Origin of the sequence: Sphingomonas prati (genome assembly GCF_014643515.1) — a bacterium.
Classification (GTDB): Bacteria; Pseudomonadota; Alphaproteobacteria; order Sphingomonadales; family Sphingomonadaceae; genus Sphingomonas_R; species Sphingomonas_R prati.
The window spans coordinates 71,895-89,667 of sequence record NZ_BMJP01000004.1 but is presented as its reverse complement, the minus strand read 5'-3'; the positions used below and the strand labels follow the sequence as shown (position 1 = coordinate 89,667).

The following is a 17,773-nucleotide window of genomic DNA, read 5'->3' as shown; positions in this document are numbered from 1 at the left end:
GTCACCAATTCTCCATCCAATCGGTCAGATGCGACATCGCACGCGCCACATGTTTTTCCACAGCGCTCTGGCTGATGTCGAGTTCCTCGGCAATCTCCCGGTATTTACGACCGCCGAGCCGGTGCATCAAGAAGATCTCGCGGGTCCGCGGGCTGAGTTGCTCGACGCCGCGACGCAGCCGTTCCAGACGGTGACGGGCGATGAGAACCTCGTCCTGCAAGGGACGCTGATCGGGGAGGACATCGGCCGCTAGATCGATTGCGGGGCCGGTGTTGATGCGCCGTTCGCGCCGCCATGCGTCATAACCGCGATTGGTGGCGGCACGGGCGAGAAGCGCGGCGGCATTGTCGGCGACGACCTTTCGTTCCGCCAGCCCGATCCAGGCATCGTGCAGCAGATCCTCGGCATCGTCCCGCTTCGTCCGCCGCGCGATCTGGTCACGCAACCTGGTCCAGCCAAGCATCAGTCCGCTGGCGCGTATTGAAGCTTCACGTGCATTCATGCCGCTGCGGCTAGGGAACCGGCGAGACGGTTCCGTGACAGCTGTGCGTCAAGGGAATGACTTACCGGCCGGTGGAACATGCCTGAACGTCCCGAGGGGCGACGGTCCGCTATCGACAGCCATGCCGCCGCATCACCTGCCGCGCGGTTGCGCGGAAAGGGCGGCGCGCGCTACGGCCGTCCTGTCCGGAGATTTGCACATGAAGACTGCGCCAGTCGCCATTCTGTATCAAGCGCTGCCACCGCCATCGATCGACGGGTTGCGGAAGGATGCGAAGCCCGGCGGTTACTCCGACGGCGGGGCGGACATAGCATTCGCGCTGCGGAACACAGGAGTCGACGTCGTCACGCCGACCTCTTCGCCAGATCCGCACAGTCCGCTCGAGTGGGTTTTCCCCGACACCCTCGAGGGAATCCGACAGGCAAAGAACGCCGGGGCCTCTGTGCTTTGGGCGAACACCATCCTGTTCGAAGGACATCCGCTCGAGACCGTACTCGCCGACGTCCACATCGTCGGCCAGGTTCCGGCCGCCATGCAGGCGTTCGACGACAAGTTCGCGACCAATCGGATGTTGGCAGACGCGGGCTTGCCGGTGGCGCAGTCCTTTCTGATATCCGTTACAGCCCGCGCGGGCGTGTGCGCACTGGCTGACGTCGGGCAGGCTTGCGCCGCGCGCGGCATGACCTTTCCCCTGATCGTCAAGCCAGTCCGGGGGCGGGGGAGCCAGGGTGTGACTCTCGTGGAGACCATGACCGAACTGCGAACCGCTTCTGCGACGTTGATCGCCGCCGCGACCTTTGGCGAGACGCTGATGGTCGAGGAGTATCTCGCCGGCGACGAGATGACCGTTACGGTGATGCCACCGGCCTCGCCCCGTCCGGACGGATCCCGAGCGCAGACGCATTGGACCTTGAGGCCCGTCTACCGCTTCGATCAGCGCGGTGGTGTGGCCCCCTATAATGGCGACGTACCTGTGACGGCCAACAGTGTCGCGATCGATGCCGAGCGTCTGAGCGACCCGGCAATCGCAGCGATGACGGGAAGCTGTGTCGCGGCGGCCGCGCTTGTCGACGCGCGTGCCGTGATCCGGATCGATTGCCGTGCCGACCGGCAGGGAGTTTTCAAACTGTTCGACCTCAACATGAAACCGAACATGACTGGTCCAGGGCGGCCGGGGCGTGACGACCAGGATTGCCTGTCCGCGATCGCCGCGCGTGCAGATGGCTGGCGCTATGTCGACCTGTTGTGTTCGATGCTTGCCGCCCAATGGAAGCAGGTGTGAATGCTGCGTAGCGGAGCGGACCGGTCAACCGGCAGGAACCGGCGTTAGCGGCGGGTCGACGGGCTACCGGGTGAATGGCCGTGCCAGGCCCATGAATTCGTGACCGTAGGCGAGAAATATGCTGGACACGTGTTGTCCGTACAACACCCTCATGACGAATTGGTCGGCAAAAGTCTGCGCCCGCCGCATTGCGAGCAATCCGTCATGTGACAGAAAAGGTGTTCGCGATGTTCATTTCCGCTAAGGCGTCCTTTCCTCGACCGGAACCCGAGGCGCAACCCTACCCGGCTCTGATCGACAATCCGTTCTCGCCAGAGTTGTTCGCGACCGGCGTTGCCGGCTTCTGTAACATGGGCGGCGCCGTCCAACTGACCTTGGATAGCCTGCGCTGCGATCATGCACGGGCAAATCCGGTTCTGGAACGCGTGGTCGTTGGTCGCGTGACGCTTCCCATCCCGGTCGCGCAGGCGCTGGTCACTGCGCTCAATGCCTTTCTCGAGCAACAGGGGTTCAGTCCGACCAAAGCCATGGCCGCAGGAGCATCGTTCCAATGAAAGCATCACCTTTCGCCGCCGACCGCGGCACCGAAGCGTCGCTGCGTCCGCTTCTAAGTCCGCTTCCGCTTTGCGCCGACCTCAGTCCGAACTATGGACCGATCCGCGTTTTCTTCCGGATCGCATTTCCGTCAGGCGACATCAGCGGCTAGCCCGCGCGGACCGGCGACCACGTCGCTTTGGCCTGACGGATGCCGTTTCGGAACTCTCCGTTATTCCGAGTTCCGCCTCACCGCCCCGATGCCGTCGGCTTCGCAAATGTCTGTTGTGATCGGCCGTCGGTTCGATGCGCATGTTACGGCATCCGAAGGGTATCAACTCGCCTACGAAGTTCATAACGGCTGCAATGTCGCAGCAGGCCGGAGGGCAGGCGGATATCAAGTGCCCTTGCTGCACGTCACGCGACTGGGCGTGCCGTCGCGCATCGCCGCTGGTCGCCGGTGACAGAGCACGCCCAGCGTTTCGCCGTCCGCAGGGCGGCGCATGAACCAAGTCTAGCGCTGTGGAGAAGATGACTTTATCCGGTGCCGACGGGCGCCGTGCCGGTGTCTGGGCGGTCCCGTGAGCCGTGTCGAGCCGCCGGCCCAGGGCGCGGGGTCGATGGTGGCGACGGCGACTCGGATTGCGGCGATGCCGGGGACGGGCCGGGGCCGCGCGTCATCCCGTGTCGAGGGAAGGTGAGGAAATACAAATGTTGGTCGAAGGTGGATGCCATTGCGGGCTGGTGCGGTTCGAGGCGTCGGTGCCGGACGCGGTCGAGGTGCTCGACTGCAACTGCTCGATCTGCGCGATGACCGGGTATCTCCACCTGATCGTGCCGGAGAACAAGTTCCGGCTGGTCGATGGGCAGCGCGATACGACGACGTACCGGTTCGGTTCGGGCAAGGCCCGTCACATTTTTTGCACGCAATGCGGGATCAAGAGCTTCTACCGCCCACGGTCGCACCCGGACGCGATCAGCGTGAACCTGCGCTGCCTGGACGAGGATCATGGGCTGTCCGTCACAACGGTGCCGTTTGACGGGCGCAACTGGGACAAGGCACGGGCGGCGCTGGGATAGGGCGGGTCGTCGACAGACGGCGATCGGCGCCGGTTGGCCGATCGGACCCCGCGAGTTGTTCACGTTCGTCCATCGGACGGGTTGCGGATACGATGAACGTCTGTCAGCTTTACTTCCGTGGCCTGATCCAAGGAAGTCGAGTTCATGACCGAGACAATCGTCGGCGACGGGCAATCTGCGCCGAGCTCATTGATCTTGAACAACGGAGACATCCTGCGGCTGATCGGGCCGGACCAGAGCCTCAACAACGGTCCGTATGCCAGTTTCGTCACCGTCAACAGCGGTGGGGTCATGACGGTCGATTATGGTCGGGTCGACGGCAACTCGATCAACGTCGGCGGCGAATATTTCCTCAACGCGGGCAGTACGGATTTCGGGACCATCATCAGGGGTGGGATCGAGCATATCGCCGCGGGCGCGAGCGCGACCAACGGGTTCATCCAGGACGGCGGCATTCAATATGTTTCGGGGTCGGTCCGCGACATGTTCGTCGCATCCGGTGGAAAGATGGTCATCACCGAAGCGGGATATGACGGCGCCAGCCCCGTGGCCGGCGCCGCTCCGGACACCACATATATGCAGGCGATCACGGTCGGGTTCGGCGGTGACCTGCGTCTCGTTTCCGGTCGCCCCGACTCGATCACCCTGCAGCAGGGCGGCACGATCACCATCCCGTCGATCCGGTATGACGCGTCGGTCACGCTGAGCAACGATGTCGATAAAGGCCTGTTGCAGGTTCAGGGCAGCAGTACCTATCCCATCCAAGTCAGCCTGGTGAACGCCAACACCACCCGTTTCATCGTGTACGGTAATGCAGCCGGGGAGACGGTGGTGTCCGCGGAAGCCGTGCCGGTCTGCTTCTGTCGCGGGACCGCGATCTCGACGCCGGACGGGCTCCGTTCCGTCGAGGACATCGCGATCGGCGACCTGGTGACGACCGCCGCCGGCGATGCGAAGCCGGTGGTCTGGATAGGCGGTGGATCGGCACCCGCCCGGGGCGATGCCCGCCCCGTCATCGTCCGGCGCGACGCGTTCGCGATGGGCGTGCCGATGCGCGACCTGCGCGTCACCCGCGGGCACTCGTTCCTGTTCGGTCGGGTCCTAATTCCCATCGGCGAATTGATCAACGGACGGTCGATCCTGTGGGACGAAGACGCCGATCGGGTGGATTATCATCATCTGGAACTGGCCGACCACGACATCCTGCTGGCGGAAGGGGCACCGGCGGAAAGCTACCGAAACGACGGGAACCGTGACGCGTTTTGCTTCGCGGACGGATGCTTGAACGAGACCGTCGCGATGCCGCCCTGTGCGCCGATCGTGTCGGAAGGACCGGCCGTCGATGCGGTCTGGCGGTCGCTTGCGGACCGCGCCGGGGCGGACGACCGCGTCGTCACGGACGATCCGGACCTCCATCTCATGGTGGACGACGTGCGGGTGGACCCATGCATGATCGACGGCAATTTTTACGGGTTCCGCGTCGGTGCCGGGACCGGCGATATCCGCATCGGGTCGCGCCACGCGGTTCCGGCCTTCACCCGTTCGGCACGCGACTTTCGGCAACTGGGCGTGGCGCTCCGCGGCTTTCTGGTGCGGGACGCGTCCGGCGAAACCCAGGTCGCTGCGGCGACCCCCGACTGGGGGTCCGGGTTTCACGCGGTCGAGGAGGGCGCATTCCGCTGGACGAACGGCGCGGCGATGCTGCCGAAACGGCATCACGCCCGGCATGGTGAAATGGAAGTGGTATTGAACGTGCACTGTTTCGCGCAATATCCCGCCTGATCAATCAATAGCCCGCAGTCCGGGCCGGGTAGCAAACCGCTTGCCCATCCGCACACTCCGCCGCTATCAGCGGAACGAATGAGTGCGCGGGCAATCGGTGTGGCGGGGATCGCCTTCTTCGCTTCGGTCGGGCGGCTGGTGATGGCGTTGTTCGCGGGTGTCGGCCGGGTGGCCCGGTTCGGGTTCGAAACCGTCGTCCGCGGGCTGACCCCGCCCTATTACCCCGGTCGCCTGCTTGAGCAGATGCTGCATCTCGGCTGGTTCTCGCTGCCGGTCGTAGGGCTGACCGCGATCTTCACCGGTGCGGCGCTGGCGCAGCAGATCTACACCGCCGGTTCGCGGTTCAGTGCGCAGTCGACCGTGCCGGCCGTCGTGGTGATCGGCATGGTGCGCGAACTGGGTCCGGTGCTGGTCGGCCTGATGGTTGCCGGGCGGGTGTCATCGTCGATGGCGGCCGAACTTGGCACGATGCGTGTGACCGAGCAGATGGACGCGATGACGACGCTGCGGACCGATCCGTACCGCTATCTGCTTGCTCCGCGGTTGTTCGCGGCGGTGATCACGATGCCGCTGCTGGTGCTGGTCGCCAACGCGATCGGGATCATGGGCGGCTATCTGCTGGCGGTGCACAAGCTGGGGTTCAACGCGGCGAACTACCTGTCGATGACGCGCAAGTTCATCAGCGCGGACGATTTCCAGATGGCGCTGGCCAAGGCGGCGGTGTTCGGTTTCTTCATCGCGCTGATGGGCTGCTATCACGGGTTCCGGACCGAGGGCGGGGCGGCCGGCGTGGGGCGCGCGACGACCGATGCGGTCGTGTCTGCGTTCATCCTGATCCTGTCGTCCAACCTGATCATCACCGTGATGGCATTCGGATGAGCGCCGGCCCGAAGATCGTCCTGGACCGCGTGACCAAGCGGTTCGGTGAGCGCGCCATCCTGAACGGTGTCGACCTGTCGATAGAGGCGGGCGAGTCGCTGGCGATCATCGGCCAGTCGGGCAGCGGCAAATCGGTGACGCTGAAGTGCATCCTGGGGCTGATCCAGCCCGATGCCGGATCGATCCTGGTCGACGGCGAGTCCGTGATCGGCCTGCGCGGCAAAGATCAGGAGCGGGTGCGTGCTAAGTTCGGCATGCTGTTCCAGGGATCGGCGCTGTTCGATTCACTGCCGGTGTGGCGCAACGTGACGTTCGGGCTAACGCAGGGCCGGTCGCGCGACACGGCGCACATGAAGAAGGTGGCCGAGGAGAATTTGGAGCGCGTCGGGCTGGACGGGAAAATCCTGAATCTGCGGCCGAACGAATTGTCAGGCGGCATGCAGAAGCGCGTCGCGCTGGCCCGCGCGATCGCGCCGCGCCCGGAGATCATCTTCTTTGACGAACCGACCACGGGGCTCGACCCGATCCGCGCCGACGTGATCAATGACCTGATCGTCAGCCTGGTCGAGGATCTGGGCGTGACGGCGCTGACCATCACGCACGACATGGCATCCGCGCGCAAGATCGCGCACCGCGTGGCAATGCTGTACGACGGGCGGATCATCTGGGAAGGGCCGCAGGATCGCTTGTACGATTCCGGCAACCCCTATGTGGACCAGTTCGTGCAGGGTAGGGCGGACGGCCCGATTCGGTAACAACGGCGACCAGTTTCGCGTTGATCCAAGTGAATCAACGGAACATGCGTGCCGTTCAACCGCTCATCGTCTATATTCGACCGATTGGATGATGAAAATGGCCTCCAGACCTCTGGTGGACGGCGCACCGCGTGCGTCCCAATTCCTGACCGATAGTTTCCAGCGCGGGCTCGCGCACTGGAACCGCGAACGGCTCGAGCCCGCAATGCCGTCTGTCGACTGGCAGGAGACGCTCGACCGAGATACGCGGATGCTACGCCTTGAAGGCGGGTTCATCGAGGAACTGCGCGCCGAGGTGACGGCGGAAGCGGCGGCGGTGCCGACCGATGTCGAGGGTTTCATCGCGTGGTTCGAGGGTCTCGAGGCGATCGGGCCAGGGCAGCATGACCCGCTGTTCGACTGGCTGGCCGAGACCGCGACGCGCGATGAACTACGCTGGTTCTTCGAGCAGGAAGCGGCGGGCGAGGCCGGGTTCGACGATCTCGTTGCGTATACGCAGGTGAAGCTGCCGGCGCGGGCCAAGCTGGAACTGGCGCGGAACTATTGGGACGAGATGGGCCGCGGTAACTTGAAGGGCATGCACGGCCCGATGCTCGATGCGCTGGTCGAGACGCTGGCGGTGAACCCGGTGATCGAGACGACGATCTGGGAAAGCCTCGCACTTGCGAACGCGATGACGGCGATGGCGACGACGCGGCGTTATGCGTGGCATAGCGTTGGCGCGCTGGGCGTGATCGAACTGACGGCGCCGGCGCGCTCGGGCCTGACCGCGAAGGGTCTGCGCCGGATCGGGTTGAACGACCGCGAGCGGCGGTATTTCGACCTGCATGCGGTGCTCGACATCAAGCATAGCGCGGACTGGAACCGCGAGGCGGTGCGCCCGCTGGTCAGCGAAGACCCACGCCGTGCGACGGCGATGGCAGAAGGTGCACTGATGCGGCTGCGGTGCGGAGCGCGTTGCTTTGCCCGCTATCGCGAAACCCTCTGGGGGTAGAACTGCGCTGCCCGGTGGTGCGTTCGAGGAAATGACAAAGGCCGTTCCGGTTGTCCGGAACGGCCGTCTTTATGTGCGAGTAGCTCGGCTCTTACAGCTTGTGCTGGAACGACACCGCGAACCGGCGACCGAGGAAGTCGTAGGCACCGAATGCGAGCGTGCCGAGCGGAAAGGGCGGCATTTTGTCGGTCAGGTTCGAGATCGTGAACCGGAACACTGAGCTCTCTGCGATGCGCAGCGAGGTGCTGAGGTTGAAGTTCCAGTAGTCGCCGAGCTTCAGGATATCCTGCGTTTCGACCGTATTGGAGCGGAGGTAGACGACGCCGCTCTGGTAGTTCGCCTGGAAATCGATCCCGAACACGTCGCGCGTGAAGCCCACATTGCCCTGCGCCGTATATTTCGGATTGTTGATGGCGCCGGCCTGCCGCGTGACGGTGACCCCGTTGTTCGAATTCGTCAGGCTCTGCAGGTAGAAGAAATTCCCCGCCAGATCGATGCGGCTGTCCGCCATGCCGATCCCGTCGAGCGGGAAATTATACTCCATGTCGGCCGTCAGACCTTTCATGGTCTGATAAGCGCCGTTGACGAAGGTCGTGCGAAGCGCAGGCGCGGCGGCGTCGTTGCTGAGCTGACCGTTTCGGGCGGCATCGGCGCTGCGGACGCGCGTGATCAGCGAGCAGAACTGGTTCGCGTTGTCGACGTCGGACGTGTCGAAGTCCGGGTTGTCGTAGCAACCCTCGGCGACGTTAATGTTCGACAGCTGGACGATATTGCCCTTGATCCGGATTCGGTTCCAGTCGACCGCCACCCGAAAGCGAGGAATGAAGCGCGGCTGGAGCACCACACCGTAGGTGTAGGACCGGGCGGCTTCGTTATCGAGATCCGGGTTGCCGCCGGTCAGGGTCGGCACCGTCGCGAGGCGTGCCGCCGAGATGAACGTCGCGCCGTTCAGGCCGTAGGATTCGTAGAAGGCGGCGCAATTTCGTTGCCGGACGGCCGGGTTGGTACCGCTGGCGATCTGCGTCGAATCGCATGGATCGTTGAAGGTGTTGAACGCCGGCGACTGGGGTGTGAAGGCCTCCGTCACGACGGGTGCGCGAAGCGAGCGCGTGTAGTTGCCGCGGAACTGGATACCGCGGACCGGGCTGTAGCGGCCGCCGAACGTGTAGGTCGTGAAACCGCCGTTGATCGAATTCTGAACGTAGCGCGCCTTCGCCTCGAGATCGATCGAATCGACCAACGGGATGTTGTTGAGCGGGCCGACGACGGGAATCAGGAGCTCGCCGAACAGCTCGTCCGTGTTGAACTCGCCGGAAGTGCCGCCGATCGGCACCGAACGGCCGAGACCGGCAAGCTGGAACGCGTCGGGATTGAAGCTCGCCTTCTCGTTGCGATGTTCATAGCCGACGTTGAAGCCGACCGGACCGGCGCCATAGGGATTGATCAGGTCCGAGGTGCCGAAGTTGATGTTATAGACCTGCTGTTCCAGCGTGGATCGCGCCTTCGTGACGCCGGTGACGTAGGCACGGGCGGCTGCCGACGACTGGTTCTGGCCGAACACGTTCAGCGGGACGCAGGCGGCGTCCACCACCGGCAGCAGAGCGTCGGGATTGACCTTCGTCGCGGCGGTCGCGGGCTGGCAGTTGTTGATCGCGTTCACGAAACGCTGCTGGTTCAGGACGTTGGCGAAGAAGGTGCCTTCGCTGCGGCCGTAGTTGGCGGACGCTTCGAAATTGAACGCCTTGCCGAACAGATCGAAGTCGCTCTGGATCCCGGCGACGCCGCGATAGACCTCGGTCCGGGAACTGGCGTTGTTGTTCACCAGATCCGTCGACGCACGCGACAGGCGGAAGCTGGTGGCGCCCAGCGCGGCCAGCTGGGCACGAGCCTGCGCGGAGAGCCGCGGATCGTTCGACTGGAAGGTAAGCGGTGCGGAGACGCCGCCGAACAGCGTCGCGTTGTAGATCGACTGGTCAGCCAGTTCGCGTGCGTTCGCACGGTAATAAGTGCCCTCGAAGAAGGCGCGGACGTTATCGGTCAGTTCGTAGTTGGCGAGGATATTGCCCGTGATCCGTTCGAGTCCGGACGTCAGCTGGGTCGTATCGTTCAGCAGGAAACCGTCGCCGCCGCTGGCATTCTGGCCGCCGAAGGTGATGCCGGGATTGAACGGGACGATGTTGCCGCTGGGATCGAACTGCACCAGCGTGTTGGCGGCGCCGAACCCGCGCGGCAGCCCGTTGGCGAGCGTCGTCGTTCCGGTGGACGGCAGCAACAGGCCGCCTGCGGTTAGCGAGAAGATGCGTCCGTCACGGATGAAGACCGAGTTGGGGATGCCGTCTGCGTTGCCGGTGTTGAACGGCACGTTCGGGTTCAGGCGACCGTCGGTGGCGGGCGTCCGCCCGTTCAGGTTGGCAACCGCCGATCCGGCCAGCGGGTTCGTGCCGGTCAGGATGCTTTCGCGCAGACGGCGGCGGGCGTTGCCGAGTACGCCGTTGGACTTATCGTAGCTGCCAGCGACGGTGATGTTGCCGCGGCCCTCGGCGAAGTTATGCCCGGCGACGACCGCGAGATTGTAGCGGCCATTGTCGCCGCGGCTGGTGAGGCCACCCAGGCCGGAGATGTTCACGCCTTCGTAATTGCGCTTCAGGATCACGTTGACGGTGCCAGCGATCGCATCCGAACCGTAGGTCGGGGCGCCGCCGATGGCGACATTTTCGATCCGGTCGATCAGCTGGGCAGGGACGACGTTCAGATCGACCTGGAGCCCGGGGGTGTTCCCGAAGATCGACGGAGCGTTGGTTGACACGAAGCGGCGGCCATTGACCAGCGTCAGCGTGCGGGCGGACCCAAGACCGAAGCGGCTGACGAAATTCTGGCCCACGCCGAAGCCGGACTGGCCGCCTTCCGGGGACACGCCGACGCCGAAGCCGGGGAGCTCGTTCAGCGCGTCGGCAACGTTGGTCAGGCCGCGCGCCTGGAGATACTCGCTGGAAACGACAGTTGCGGGCTCGAGCGTGTCGAAACCGGCGCGACGGATGCGCGACCCGGTAACGACGACCGAGTCACCGTCGGCCGCCGCGTCTTCTTCCGTCGCGATCGATCCGGTCACAGGGCGCGACGGATCAATGTCGTTCGTTCCGGTGGTCGCCCGTTCGTTGGACGTCTGCGCCAGCGACGGCGTCGCCAGGAGCAGGAAGGTACCGGCGAGCGCGCTCGCAGCCAGAAAGCGTGGCTTCAACATGATGTCCCCTGTTCATGATGCGTACATGCATCGAAGAGGGGCCATCATGTCGCACCGGCATAAGCCGGCAAGCCGTTAATCGGGCATTCAGGCGCCAATATTGCAGATTGTTGCGCTGTGTCTCAAACTTGCAACAGGACTGTCAGTAAGGCGTCATAAGTTAAGCAATCACAATGAAGCGCCTAACGCTCGACGCACACCGCGATGCCCATGCCGCCGCCGATGCAGAGCGTGGCAAGGCCCTTCTTCGCGTCGCGGCGGCCCATTTCGTGGAGCAGCGTGGTAAGGACACGGGCACCGGATGCGCCGATCGGGTGGCCGAGCGCGATCGCGCCGCCGTTGACGTTGACGCGTTCCGGATCCCAGCCGAGTTCGCGGCCGACGGCGAGCGCCTGTGCCGCGAACGCTTCGTTCGCCTCGATCAGGTCGAGGTCGGCGATCTGCCAGCCGGCCTTTTCCAGGGCGCGGCGGGTGGCGGGGACGGGGCCGATGCCCATGATCGACGGATCGACGCCGGCCGACGCCCAGCTGGCGAGGCGGGCGAGGATCGGCGCGCCGCGGCGTTCGGCCTCCTCGCGCGACATCAGGACGAGGGCCGCGGCACCGTCGTTCAGGCCGGATGCGTTGGCGGCGGTGACGGTGCCGTCCTTGCGGAAGGCGGGGCGGAGGCCGGCAATGCCCTCGATCGTGGCACCGGCGCGGATATATTCGTCCTGATCGACGACGGTGTCGCCCTTGCGGCCCTTGATCGTGACGGGCGCGATTTCGTCGGCGAAGCGGCCGGCGCTGCGCGCGGCCTCGGCCAGGTTCTGCGAGCGGACGGCGAAGCGGTCCTGCTCCTCGCGCCCGAGCTGATACTGTTCGGCCAGGTTCTCGGCGGTGATGCCCATGTGATAATGGTTGAAAGCGTCGGTCAGGCCGTCCTTGATCATGGTGTCGACCAGTTCGACCGCGCCCATCTTCGTGCCGGCACGCAGCGCCTGCGCATGGTTGGCGAGCGACATGCTTTCCTGCCCACCCGCGACGACGATGCGGCTGTCACCGCAGGCGATCGCCTGTGCGGCGAGCGCCACGGCGCGGAGGCCCGAACCGCAGACTTGGTTGACGCCCCACGCGGGGACTTCCTTCGGGCAGCCGGCGGCCATCGAAGCCTGGCGCGCGGGGTTCTGACCCTGCGCGGCGGTCAGGACCTGACCGAGGATGACCTCGGAGACTTCATCCGGCGCGACGCCGGCGGATTCGAGCGCGGCGACGATCGCGGTGCGGCCGAGTTCGTGCGCGGGGACCGCGGCGAAGGCGCCGAGGAAGCTGCCGACCGCGGTGCGGCGCGCGGCGGTGATCACGATATCGGACATGCATCTCTCCGTTCAGATTATCCGACACCGTCTATCAGCCGGCGGCCGGGTGTAAAAGCCAGTCGCGCAGCGGTTTCCAAAGCCGTTCGGGACCCTGGCGGCCGACGACCATGCCGACATGGCCGAGATCGAGCGACAGCCGGGCGGCGTGGGGGAGCCGGTTCGACAGCGCCGAGGCGGCGGGGACGATCCGGTCGCTGGTCGAGACGATGTCGAGGATCGGGCAGGCGATCGCTGCCGGATCGACCGGGCCGCCGGCGACGGTCCAGAGGCCGCGGCCGGGCAGGTCGTCGCGGAACAGCCCTTCGAACAGCTCTTGCCCGGCGGCGAGTGCGATGGGTGGGCCGTCATTGGCCCAGTCCTCCAGCCCGACATGCGCGGCGATGTCGGGGCGGGTGGCGAAATCGACGAAGCGCGCGACGGTGCGGGCGGGGTCGAGCTGCCAGAACACCGCCTGCAACAGCTCCATCGGCAACAGGCCGAGCTGGCGGGTGGCGGGGGCGGCATCGGTCCAGAGCTTCGCCAGGCCGGCGCGTGAGTCGTCCGGGAAGCCGGCGAACGACCAGGGGGCGGCGAGCAGCGCAAGTGCCGCCACCGGGCGCGCGGCGGCGGCGGCGATCGCCATCGTGCCGCCCAGGCAGTAGCCGACGAGTGCGGGCGGGGTGTTTCGGCTGTCCAGCGCTTGGGCGGCATCGAGCAGCGGGAGGAGCATCTGTTCGACATGGGCGGCGATGTTCTGGTTCGCGTCCGCCGGGGTGGGCCCGCCCCAGTCGACGAGCATCGGGCGGAGGCCCTGCGTTGCCAGCCAGCGGAGGAGAGAGCGGTCGGGCGTGAGATCGAGCACCGAGGGCGGGTTGATGAGCGAGGGCACGAACACGACCGTGGGCGCGTCGGCGGGACCGCCATAGTCGCGCAGCACGGCACGGCCGGCCCGCGCGAGGATGGGGGCGGGCGGCGGTGGCGTGGGGCGTGCTGCCTGCTGGTAACGGCGCAGACCGGCGAGGGCCGCGGTCAGCCGTTCGGGCGCGTCGGTCGTCTCGCGGCGCACCATTTCGAGGAACAGCGGCAGGGGGCGGGGCCTGTGTTGCGACGCCGCATCTTTCGGTGCTACCGATGGGTTTTCGGGGGCGAAGGAAACGGGCATGGGCAAGTCTTCGGGTGGTTCGGGCGTCGTCATTATCAAGAAATACGCGAACCGGCGTCTCTATGACACCGACTCTTCCAGCTACATCACGCTGGAACATCTGGCGGTGATGACCCGGGCCGGTCGCGAGTTCAAGGTCATCGACGCCAAGTCCGAAGAAGACATCACGCACAACGTGCTGACCCAGATCATCATGGAGGAAGAGACCCGCGGGCAGACGATGCTGCCGGTCGGGTTCCTGCGCCAGTTGATCGGTCTGTACGGCGACAACATGCAGTCGATGGTGCCACAATATCTGGAAGCGTCGATGGACGCGTTCAAGCGCAACCAGTTGCAGTTCCGGTCCGCAATGGAGGGGGCGTTCTCCGGTGGCCCGTTCGCGGAGATCGCCAAGCGCAACCTGGAGATGTTCGAGGCGGCGGCGAGCGCGTTCAAGCCGCCGCTGGTGCCGGGCGGGCCGCTGGATCCGGAGACAAAGGACGCCAATGGCGAGGCGGTGCCGGCGGTGGTGAACGACGAGATCGCGGCGTTGAAGGAACAGGTGGCGGCGTTGCAGGCACGGATCGACACGCACCGGAGCTGATGCCGGCCCGGGGGGGCGATATCGCACGCGGCGGATTTGGAAGATCGGCGTCGAGCGCCTATATCTAGTGCCGGATGCGATCTGCGTATCCGACAGAGCGTTCGGAGGCTCGGTGGAAACGATCATTATTCTGGCACTGGTCTTCTTCTTCGTCGGGTTGCGGCTATACAGCGTGCTCGGCAAACGGACCGGGCATGAGCAGCCGATCGTGAAGCCGGTCGAGACCAAAGCGGCGACCGCTGCCTTGCCGCGCACCGTGGTCGACGCGAAGCCGGAGGCCACCACCGAACCGATGATCGAACCGCAGGCGCATAACGGCCTGCGCGCGTTGATCGCCGCGGACCCGCAGTTCGACCCCGCGATGTTCCTCGAGGGCGCGCGGTCCGCGTATCGCATGATCCTGGAGGCCTATTGGGCCGGGGACGAGGACGCGCTGGGTCGGCTGGTCGATGCCGACGTGCGTGATGCTTTCCTGGAGGCGATCGCCGATCGGCGTGAGGCCGGGCATGTGCTCGACAATCGACTCGTGTCAATCGAGCGGGCGATGATCGATGCGGTGCGCGTCGATGGTCAGACCGCGTCGATCGTGGTGCGGTTCGATGCAGACATCGCCGCGGTGACGCGCGATGCTGAGGGTGTCGTGATTGCCGGTTCGGTAAGCGATGCGGTCGCCACGCACGACGTTTGGACGTTTGCGCGCACCATCCGCGCGAGCGATCCCAACTGGATCCTGATCGAAACAGACGAAGCGGCGTGATCTGGCAACTTCGCGTCGGCGCAGCGGCGCTGGTTCTAGCGCTGGCCGGATGCGCCGCGCCGCAGTCGGGCGGCGTGCAGACTGCGCCGGTCGCGCCTGAGGCTACGCCGGCCCCGTCGTCTTCTGCTCCGTTGGCGACGCCGACGAGCTTGACGCCCGGTCCCAAGCGGATCGTGCCGCGCGCCGTCGTGCCGCCGGTGATGCCGCCTTATCTGGCGCCTCAGGCCGACACTGCCGTTGCGTCCGGCGTGCGAGCCGGTCCGGCCTTTGCCGCGCTGGGTGCGACCGAGGCGGAGGCGCTGGCGGCGCTGGCGGCGTTCCGGACGAGTTGTCCGTCGCTGATCAAGCGGACCGATCGGAGTGGTTTGACGCGTGGGGCGGACTGGGTGCCGGCCTGTACCGCGGCGGCGGGATGGGGGCGGGCGAATGCGCTCGACTTCTTCGCGCGCTATCTGGAGCCTGTCGTGGTGGGCAGCGGACAGGCGTTCGCGACCGGATACTATGAGCCGGAGATCGCCGGGTCGCGCGTCCGTCGCTCGGGCTATGACGTGCCGATCTACGGGCGTCCTAGCGACCTAGTCGATGTCGACCTGGGGCAGTTCGCGGCGGACCTGAAGGGTCGCAAGATCCGTGGGCAGGTGAAGGGCACGACGCTTGGGCTGTATCCCGACCGCGCGGCGATCGAGAGCGGCGCGATCGGCTACCGCGCGCCGGTGGTGGCGTGGGGGAAGGATCCGATCGAGGTGTTCTTCCTGCAGGTCCAGGGGTCGGGCCTGCTGCGCCTGCCGGACGGCGGGATCATGCGGGTCGGCTATGCGACGCAGAACGGCCGCGAATACACCGGTATCGGCAAGTACATGAAGGACCGCGGGCTGTTCGCGCCGGGCCAGTCGACGTCGATGCAGGGCATCATCGCGCGGTTGCGGCAGGAGCCGGACGGCGGCGCGGCGATCATGAACGCGAACAAGAGCTATGTGTTCTTCCGCGAACTGGGCGGCGCGGGGCCGCTCGGCGCGATGGGCTATCCGGTGATGGGGCGCACGACGGTGGCGGCGGACCCGGCGTTCACGCCGCTCGGTGCGCCGCTGTTCCTGTCGATGGACCACGGCGAGGCGAGTGGCCTGTGGGTGGCGCAGGATACCGGCGGCGCGATCAAGGGCGCGAACCGGTTCGACACCTATTGGGGGTCGGGCGCGGAGGCGCGGACGGTGGCGGGCGGCATGTCGGCGCGCGGGCAGGCGTGGCTGTTGCTGCCGATCGGGACCGCGGCGCGGCTGAACGGCGGGGCGGGCGGTGCGGCGGCGGCTCGGCCCTGACGAACAGGCGCTGTGGCGGCGGGTGACCGCCGATGTGCGCCCGCTCGATCCGTCCGTTCCGTTGCTGCCGGAGGCGGATGTGCTGGAAGCGGTCGCCGCGCCGCCGCCGGCTTCACCTGGCAAGGTTACGAAGCGACTGGCGCCACAGGTTCGCGTGGCGGCTCCGGTGCGTCCTCCCGTCGCGCGGCCGGCCGGGCCGGGCGAGACGCTGGACGGCGGCTGGGACCGGCGGTTGCGGCGTGGGATGGCGAGCCCGGACGTGACGATCGATCTGCACGGCTACACGCTGGTCCAGGCGCATGGTGTGCTGGAGATGGGGTTGCAGCGCGCGCTGGCCGACGGTGCGCGGCTGATGCTGCTGGTGACGGGCAAACCGCCGAAGGTCCGCGGCAGCGCGCTCGACCGGCCGGGGCGCGGCGCGATCCGCGCGGTCATCGGCGACTGGCTGATGGGGTCGTCGCATGCCTCCCGCATCGCGTCGGTCCGTAACGCGCACCCGCGGCATGGTGGCGCGGGGGCGCTGTACGTGATCCTGCGGCGGGTGCGGGAGTAGCAGCGGTTGGGGCTGCCGGCGGATCCGGGGGGGCGAACCGGCCGGTGGCGGGCCGTGCTATCCGATCGTCACGCCCACGACGCGCCAGCGCCCATCCTCGCGATCGAGCGTGACGGTTTCGATCGCCTCGGCCTGGTTGGCGAAGCGCGTGCGAAACTTCATCACTTCATAGCCGGCGGGGGGCGCGGGCAGATTTTCCTGGCTGAGGAAGGTGCGGGTGAGCATCTTTCCCAACGGCAGCCGCGCTTTCTCGGATGCCGCCGCCCACGCCCCGACAGTGTTCAGTTTCTGGAAGGCGGCCCCGGTCGCGCGGTAACTCTCCACCCAATTGGCCTGATCGAGCAAGCCGAGCCATTGGCGCGCGGTCTCCACCGCTTGCGCATCGGGGGCCTCGGCCAACGCGGGCTGCGTCGATGTCGGGGTGGATCCGCTCTGGGGTGTGACGGCAAGTAGCAACAGGCCGAGTGCGAACGTCATGAGAAAGCCTCCGATGATGATCCAGGGCCGGCGAAAGCGCCGACCCGCGCCGTCTGTCGGCGTGCTTTCCTGCTCGGCCGGGGGGTGGGGGATGTCTTCCCCGATTTCCGTGTTTCCCGATAAATCGGGGATCGGTCCGGTCGCGTCGACGCCGTCGGCTTGAAACAGGATGCGTGCGGCCTCGCGACTGCTCGACACCGCCAGCTTGCGCCGCGCATCCCGAAGCCGTTCGTTGATGGTGTGGACCGACAGCCCGAGGCTGCGCGCAGTCGATTTCGCGTCATGACCGCGAACGATGAGACGAAGGGTCTGTTTCTCCTTCTCCGTGAGCGCCGAGAGGCCTTCTTTTGCCGGCATGTTCATGAGGCCCGGGGTATGGTCCGTCGTTCGTGGTGGCTACCCCCAAAAAATTGGGTGGGCAGAACCGGACGGCCGACCATGTTGTCGGATCGGTCGGAGACGTAGCGATATCCGCAGTGCCGCCGGCGACGGATTTCACGCTGTTCATAGGCTGGGCAAGGCAACGGGACGGGCGGAAC

General features: G+C 66.1%; 16 protein-coding genes. 11 read left to right on the top strand and 5 right to left on the bottom strand.

The features are described 5' to 3' along the window. Position 1: 1 nt before the first annotated feature. Positions 2–502 (bottom strand): RNA polymerase sigma factor, encoded by a 501-nt coding sequence (locus tag IEX50_RS12655; RefSeq protein WP_157176414.1) that lies wholly within the window; start codon positions 500–502, stop codon positions 2–4. Between the two features lie 199 nt (positions 503–701). On the opposite strand from IEX50_RS12655, the gene IEX50_RS12650 reads away from it, so the two are divergent. From IEX50_RS12650 to IEX50_RS12620, 7 genes are all read left to right on the top strand, one after another. Beyond that, positions 702–1,784 carry an ATP-binding protein gene (locus IEX50_RS12650; protein ID WP_157176415.1) on the top strand — a complete coding sequence of 361 codons (1,083 nt, stop codon included), beginning with the start codon at positions 702–704 and terminating at the stop codon, positions 1,782–1,784. Positions 1,785–1,990: 206 nt separating this feature from the next. Then, a complete protein-coding gene (locus IEX50_RS12645) occupies positions 1,991–2,338 on the top strand; it encodes a hypothetical protein (RefSeq protein WP_229673984.1) in 348 nt (115 codons plus the stop codon). A 691-nt stretch (positions 2,339–3,029) separates the two neighbouring features. Then, the gene (locus tag IEX50_RS12640) at positions 3,030–3,398 is read left to right on the top strand and encodes a GFA family protein (RefSeq protein WP_157176416.1); all 369 of its coding nucleotides are present in this window, start codon (positions 3,030–3,032) and stop codon (positions 3,396–3,398) included. Between the two features lie 144 nt (positions 3,399–3,542). After that, positions 3,543–5,180, top strand: coding sequence for a Hint domain-containing protein (locus IEX50_RS12635; protein ID WP_157176417.1), 1,638 nt, complete (start codon positions 3,543–3,545; stop codon positions 5,178–5,180). Between the two features lie 78 nt (positions 5,181–5,258). Next, positions 5,259–6,059 carry an MlaE family ABC transporter permease gene (locus IEX50_RS12630; protein WP_157176418.1) on the top strand — a complete coding sequence of 267 codons (801 nt, stop codon included), beginning with the start codon at positions 5,259–5,261 and terminating at the stop codon, positions 6,057–6,059. Then, positions 6,056–6,814, top strand: a complete 759-nt coding sequence (locus tag IEX50_RS12625; protein WP_157176419.1) for an ABC transporter ATP-binding protein — start codon at positions 6,056–6,058, stop codon at positions 6,812–6,814. Before IEX50_RS12630 ends, IEX50_RS12625 begins: the two co-directional genes overlap by 4 nt. A 97-nt stretch (positions 6,815–6,911) precedes the next feature. Further along, positions 6,912–7,808, top strand: a complete 897-nt coding sequence (locus tag IEX50_RS12620) for an iron-containing redox enzyme family protein (protein ID WP_373285312.1) — start codon at positions 6,912–6,914, stop codon at positions 7,806–7,808. Positions 7,809–7,899: 91 nt separating this feature from the next. Here IEX50_RS12620 and IEX50_RS12615 read toward each other — a convergent pair whose 3' ends face one another. The 3 genes from IEX50_RS12615 to IEX50_RS12605 all read right to left on the bottom strand — a co-directional run bounded on the left by IEX50_RS12615 (position 7,900) and on the right by IEX50_RS12605 (position 13,548). Continuing rightward, entirely contained in the window at positions 7,900–11,049 is a 3,150-nt protein-coding gene (locus IEX50_RS12615) for a TonB-dependent receptor domain-containing protein (RefSeq protein WP_157176421.1), read from the bottom strand. A gap of 182 nt (positions 11,050–11,231) precedes the next feature. After that, positions 11,232–12,404 carry an acetyl-CoA C-acetyltransferase gene (locus IEX50_RS12610; RefSeq protein WP_157176422.1) on the bottom strand — a complete coding sequence of 391 codons (1,173 nt, stop codon included), beginning with the start codon at positions 12,402–12,404 and terminating at the stop codon, positions 11,232–11,234. 34 nt (positions 12,405–12,438) lie between these two features. Next, positions 12,439–13,548, bottom strand: coding sequence for a polyhydroxyalkanoate synthase family protein (locus IEX50_RS12605; RefSeq protein WP_157176423.1), 1,110 nt, complete (start codon positions 13,546–13,548; stop codon positions 12,439–12,441). Here IEX50_RS12605 and phaR point away from each other — a divergent pair. The 4 genes from phaR to IEX50_RS12585 all read left to right on the top strand — a co-directional run bounded on the left by phaR (position 13,547) and on the right by IEX50_RS12585 (position 16,757). After that, entirely contained in the window at positions 13,547–14,131 is a 585-nt protein-coding gene (phaR, locus tag IEX50_RS12600; protein WP_157176424.1) for a polyhydroxyalkanoate synthesis repressor PhaR, read from the top strand. The two genes, IEX50_RS12605 and phaR, sit on opposite strands and share 2 nt — an antisense overlap. Positions 14,132–14,243: 112 nt before the next feature. Next, complete coding sequence (locus IEX50_RS12595; protein ID WP_157176425.1) at positions 14,244–14,888, top strand: Tim44/TimA family putative adaptor protein; 645 nt, start codon at positions 14,244–14,246, stop codon at positions 14,886–14,888. Beyond that, positions 14,885–16,204 carry a murein transglycosylase A gene (gene mltA, locus IEX50_RS12590; RefSeq protein WP_373285311.1) on the top strand — a complete coding sequence of 440 codons (1,320 nt, stop codon included), beginning with the start codon at positions 14,885–14,887 and terminating at the stop codon, positions 16,202–16,204. The genes IEX50_RS12595 and mltA overlap by 4 nt, the downstream gene beginning before the upstream one ends. Continuing rightward, a complete protein-coding gene (locus IEX50_RS12585) occupies positions 16,182–16,757 on the top strand; it encodes a Smr/MutS family protein (protein WP_157176426.1) in 576 nt (191 codons plus the stop codon). Before mltA ends, IEX50_RS12585 begins: the two co-directional genes overlap by 23 nt. Positions 16,758–16,814: 57 nt before the next feature. Here the strand turns inward: IEX50_RS12585 and IEX50_RS12580 are convergent, their stop codons facing one another. After that, positions 16,815–17,597: a helix-turn-helix domain-containing protein gene (locus IEX50_RS12580; RefSeq protein WP_157176427.1), complete on the bottom strand. Its 783-nt coding sequence runs from the start codon at positions 17,595–17,597 to the stop codon at positions 16,815–16,817. Between the last annotated feature and the right edge of the window lie 176 nt (positions 17,598–17,773).

What these genes read in the sequence shown, in the direction of transcription:
- IEX50_RS12655 (WP_157176414.1), bottom strand. Translation starts at nt 502, where the DNA reads ATGAATGCACGTGAAGCTTCAATACGCGCCAGCGGACTGATGCTTGGC.
- IEX50_RS12650 (WP_157176415.1), top strand. Translation starts at nt 702, where the DNA reads ATGAAGACTGCGCCAGTCGCCATTCTGTATCAAGCGCTGCCACCGCCA.
- IEX50_RS12640 (WP_157176416.1), top strand. Translation starts at nt 3,030, where the DNA reads ATGTTGGTCGAAGGTGGATGCCATTGCGGGCTGGTGCGGTTCGAGGCG.
- IEX50_RS12635 (WP_157176417.1), top strand. Translation starts at nt 3,543, where the DNA reads ATGACCGAGACAATCGTCGGCGACGGGCAATCTGCGCCGAGCTCATTG.
- IEX50_RS12630 (WP_157176418.1), top strand. Translation starts at nt 5,259, where the DNA reads ATGAGTGCGCGGGCAATCGGTGTGGCGGGGATCGCCTTCTTCGCTTCG.
- IEX50_RS12625 (WP_157176419.1), top strand. Translation starts at nt 6,056, where the DNA reads ATGAGCGCCGGCCCGAAGATCGTCCTGGACCGCGTGACCAAGCGGTTC.
- IEX50_RS12620 (WP_373285312.1), top strand. Translation starts at nt 6,912, where the DNA reads ATGGCCTCCAGACCTCTGGTGGACGGCGCACCGCGTGCGTCCCAATTC.
- IEX50_RS12615 (WP_157176421.1), bottom strand. Translation starts at nt 11,049, where the DNA reads ATGTTGAAGCCACGCTTTCTGGCTGCGAGCGCGCTCGCCGGTACCTTC.
- IEX50_RS12610 (WP_157176422.1), bottom strand. Translation starts at nt 12,404, where the DNA reads ATGTCCGATATCGTGATCACCGCCGCGCGCCGCACCGCGGTCGGCAGC.
- phaR (WP_157176424.1), top strand. Translation starts at nt 13,547, where the DNA reads ATGGGCAAGTCTTCGGGTGGTTCGGGCGTCGTCATTATCAAGAAATAC.
- IEX50_RS12605 (WP_157176423.1), bottom strand. Translation starts at nt 13,548, where the DNA reads ATGCCCGTTTCCTTCGCCCCCGAAAACCCATCGGTAGCACCGAAAGAT.
- IEX50_RS12580 (WP_157176427.1), bottom strand. Translation starts at nt 17,597, where the DNA reads ATGAACATGCCGGCAAAAGAAGGCCTCTCGGCGCTCACGGAGAAGGAG.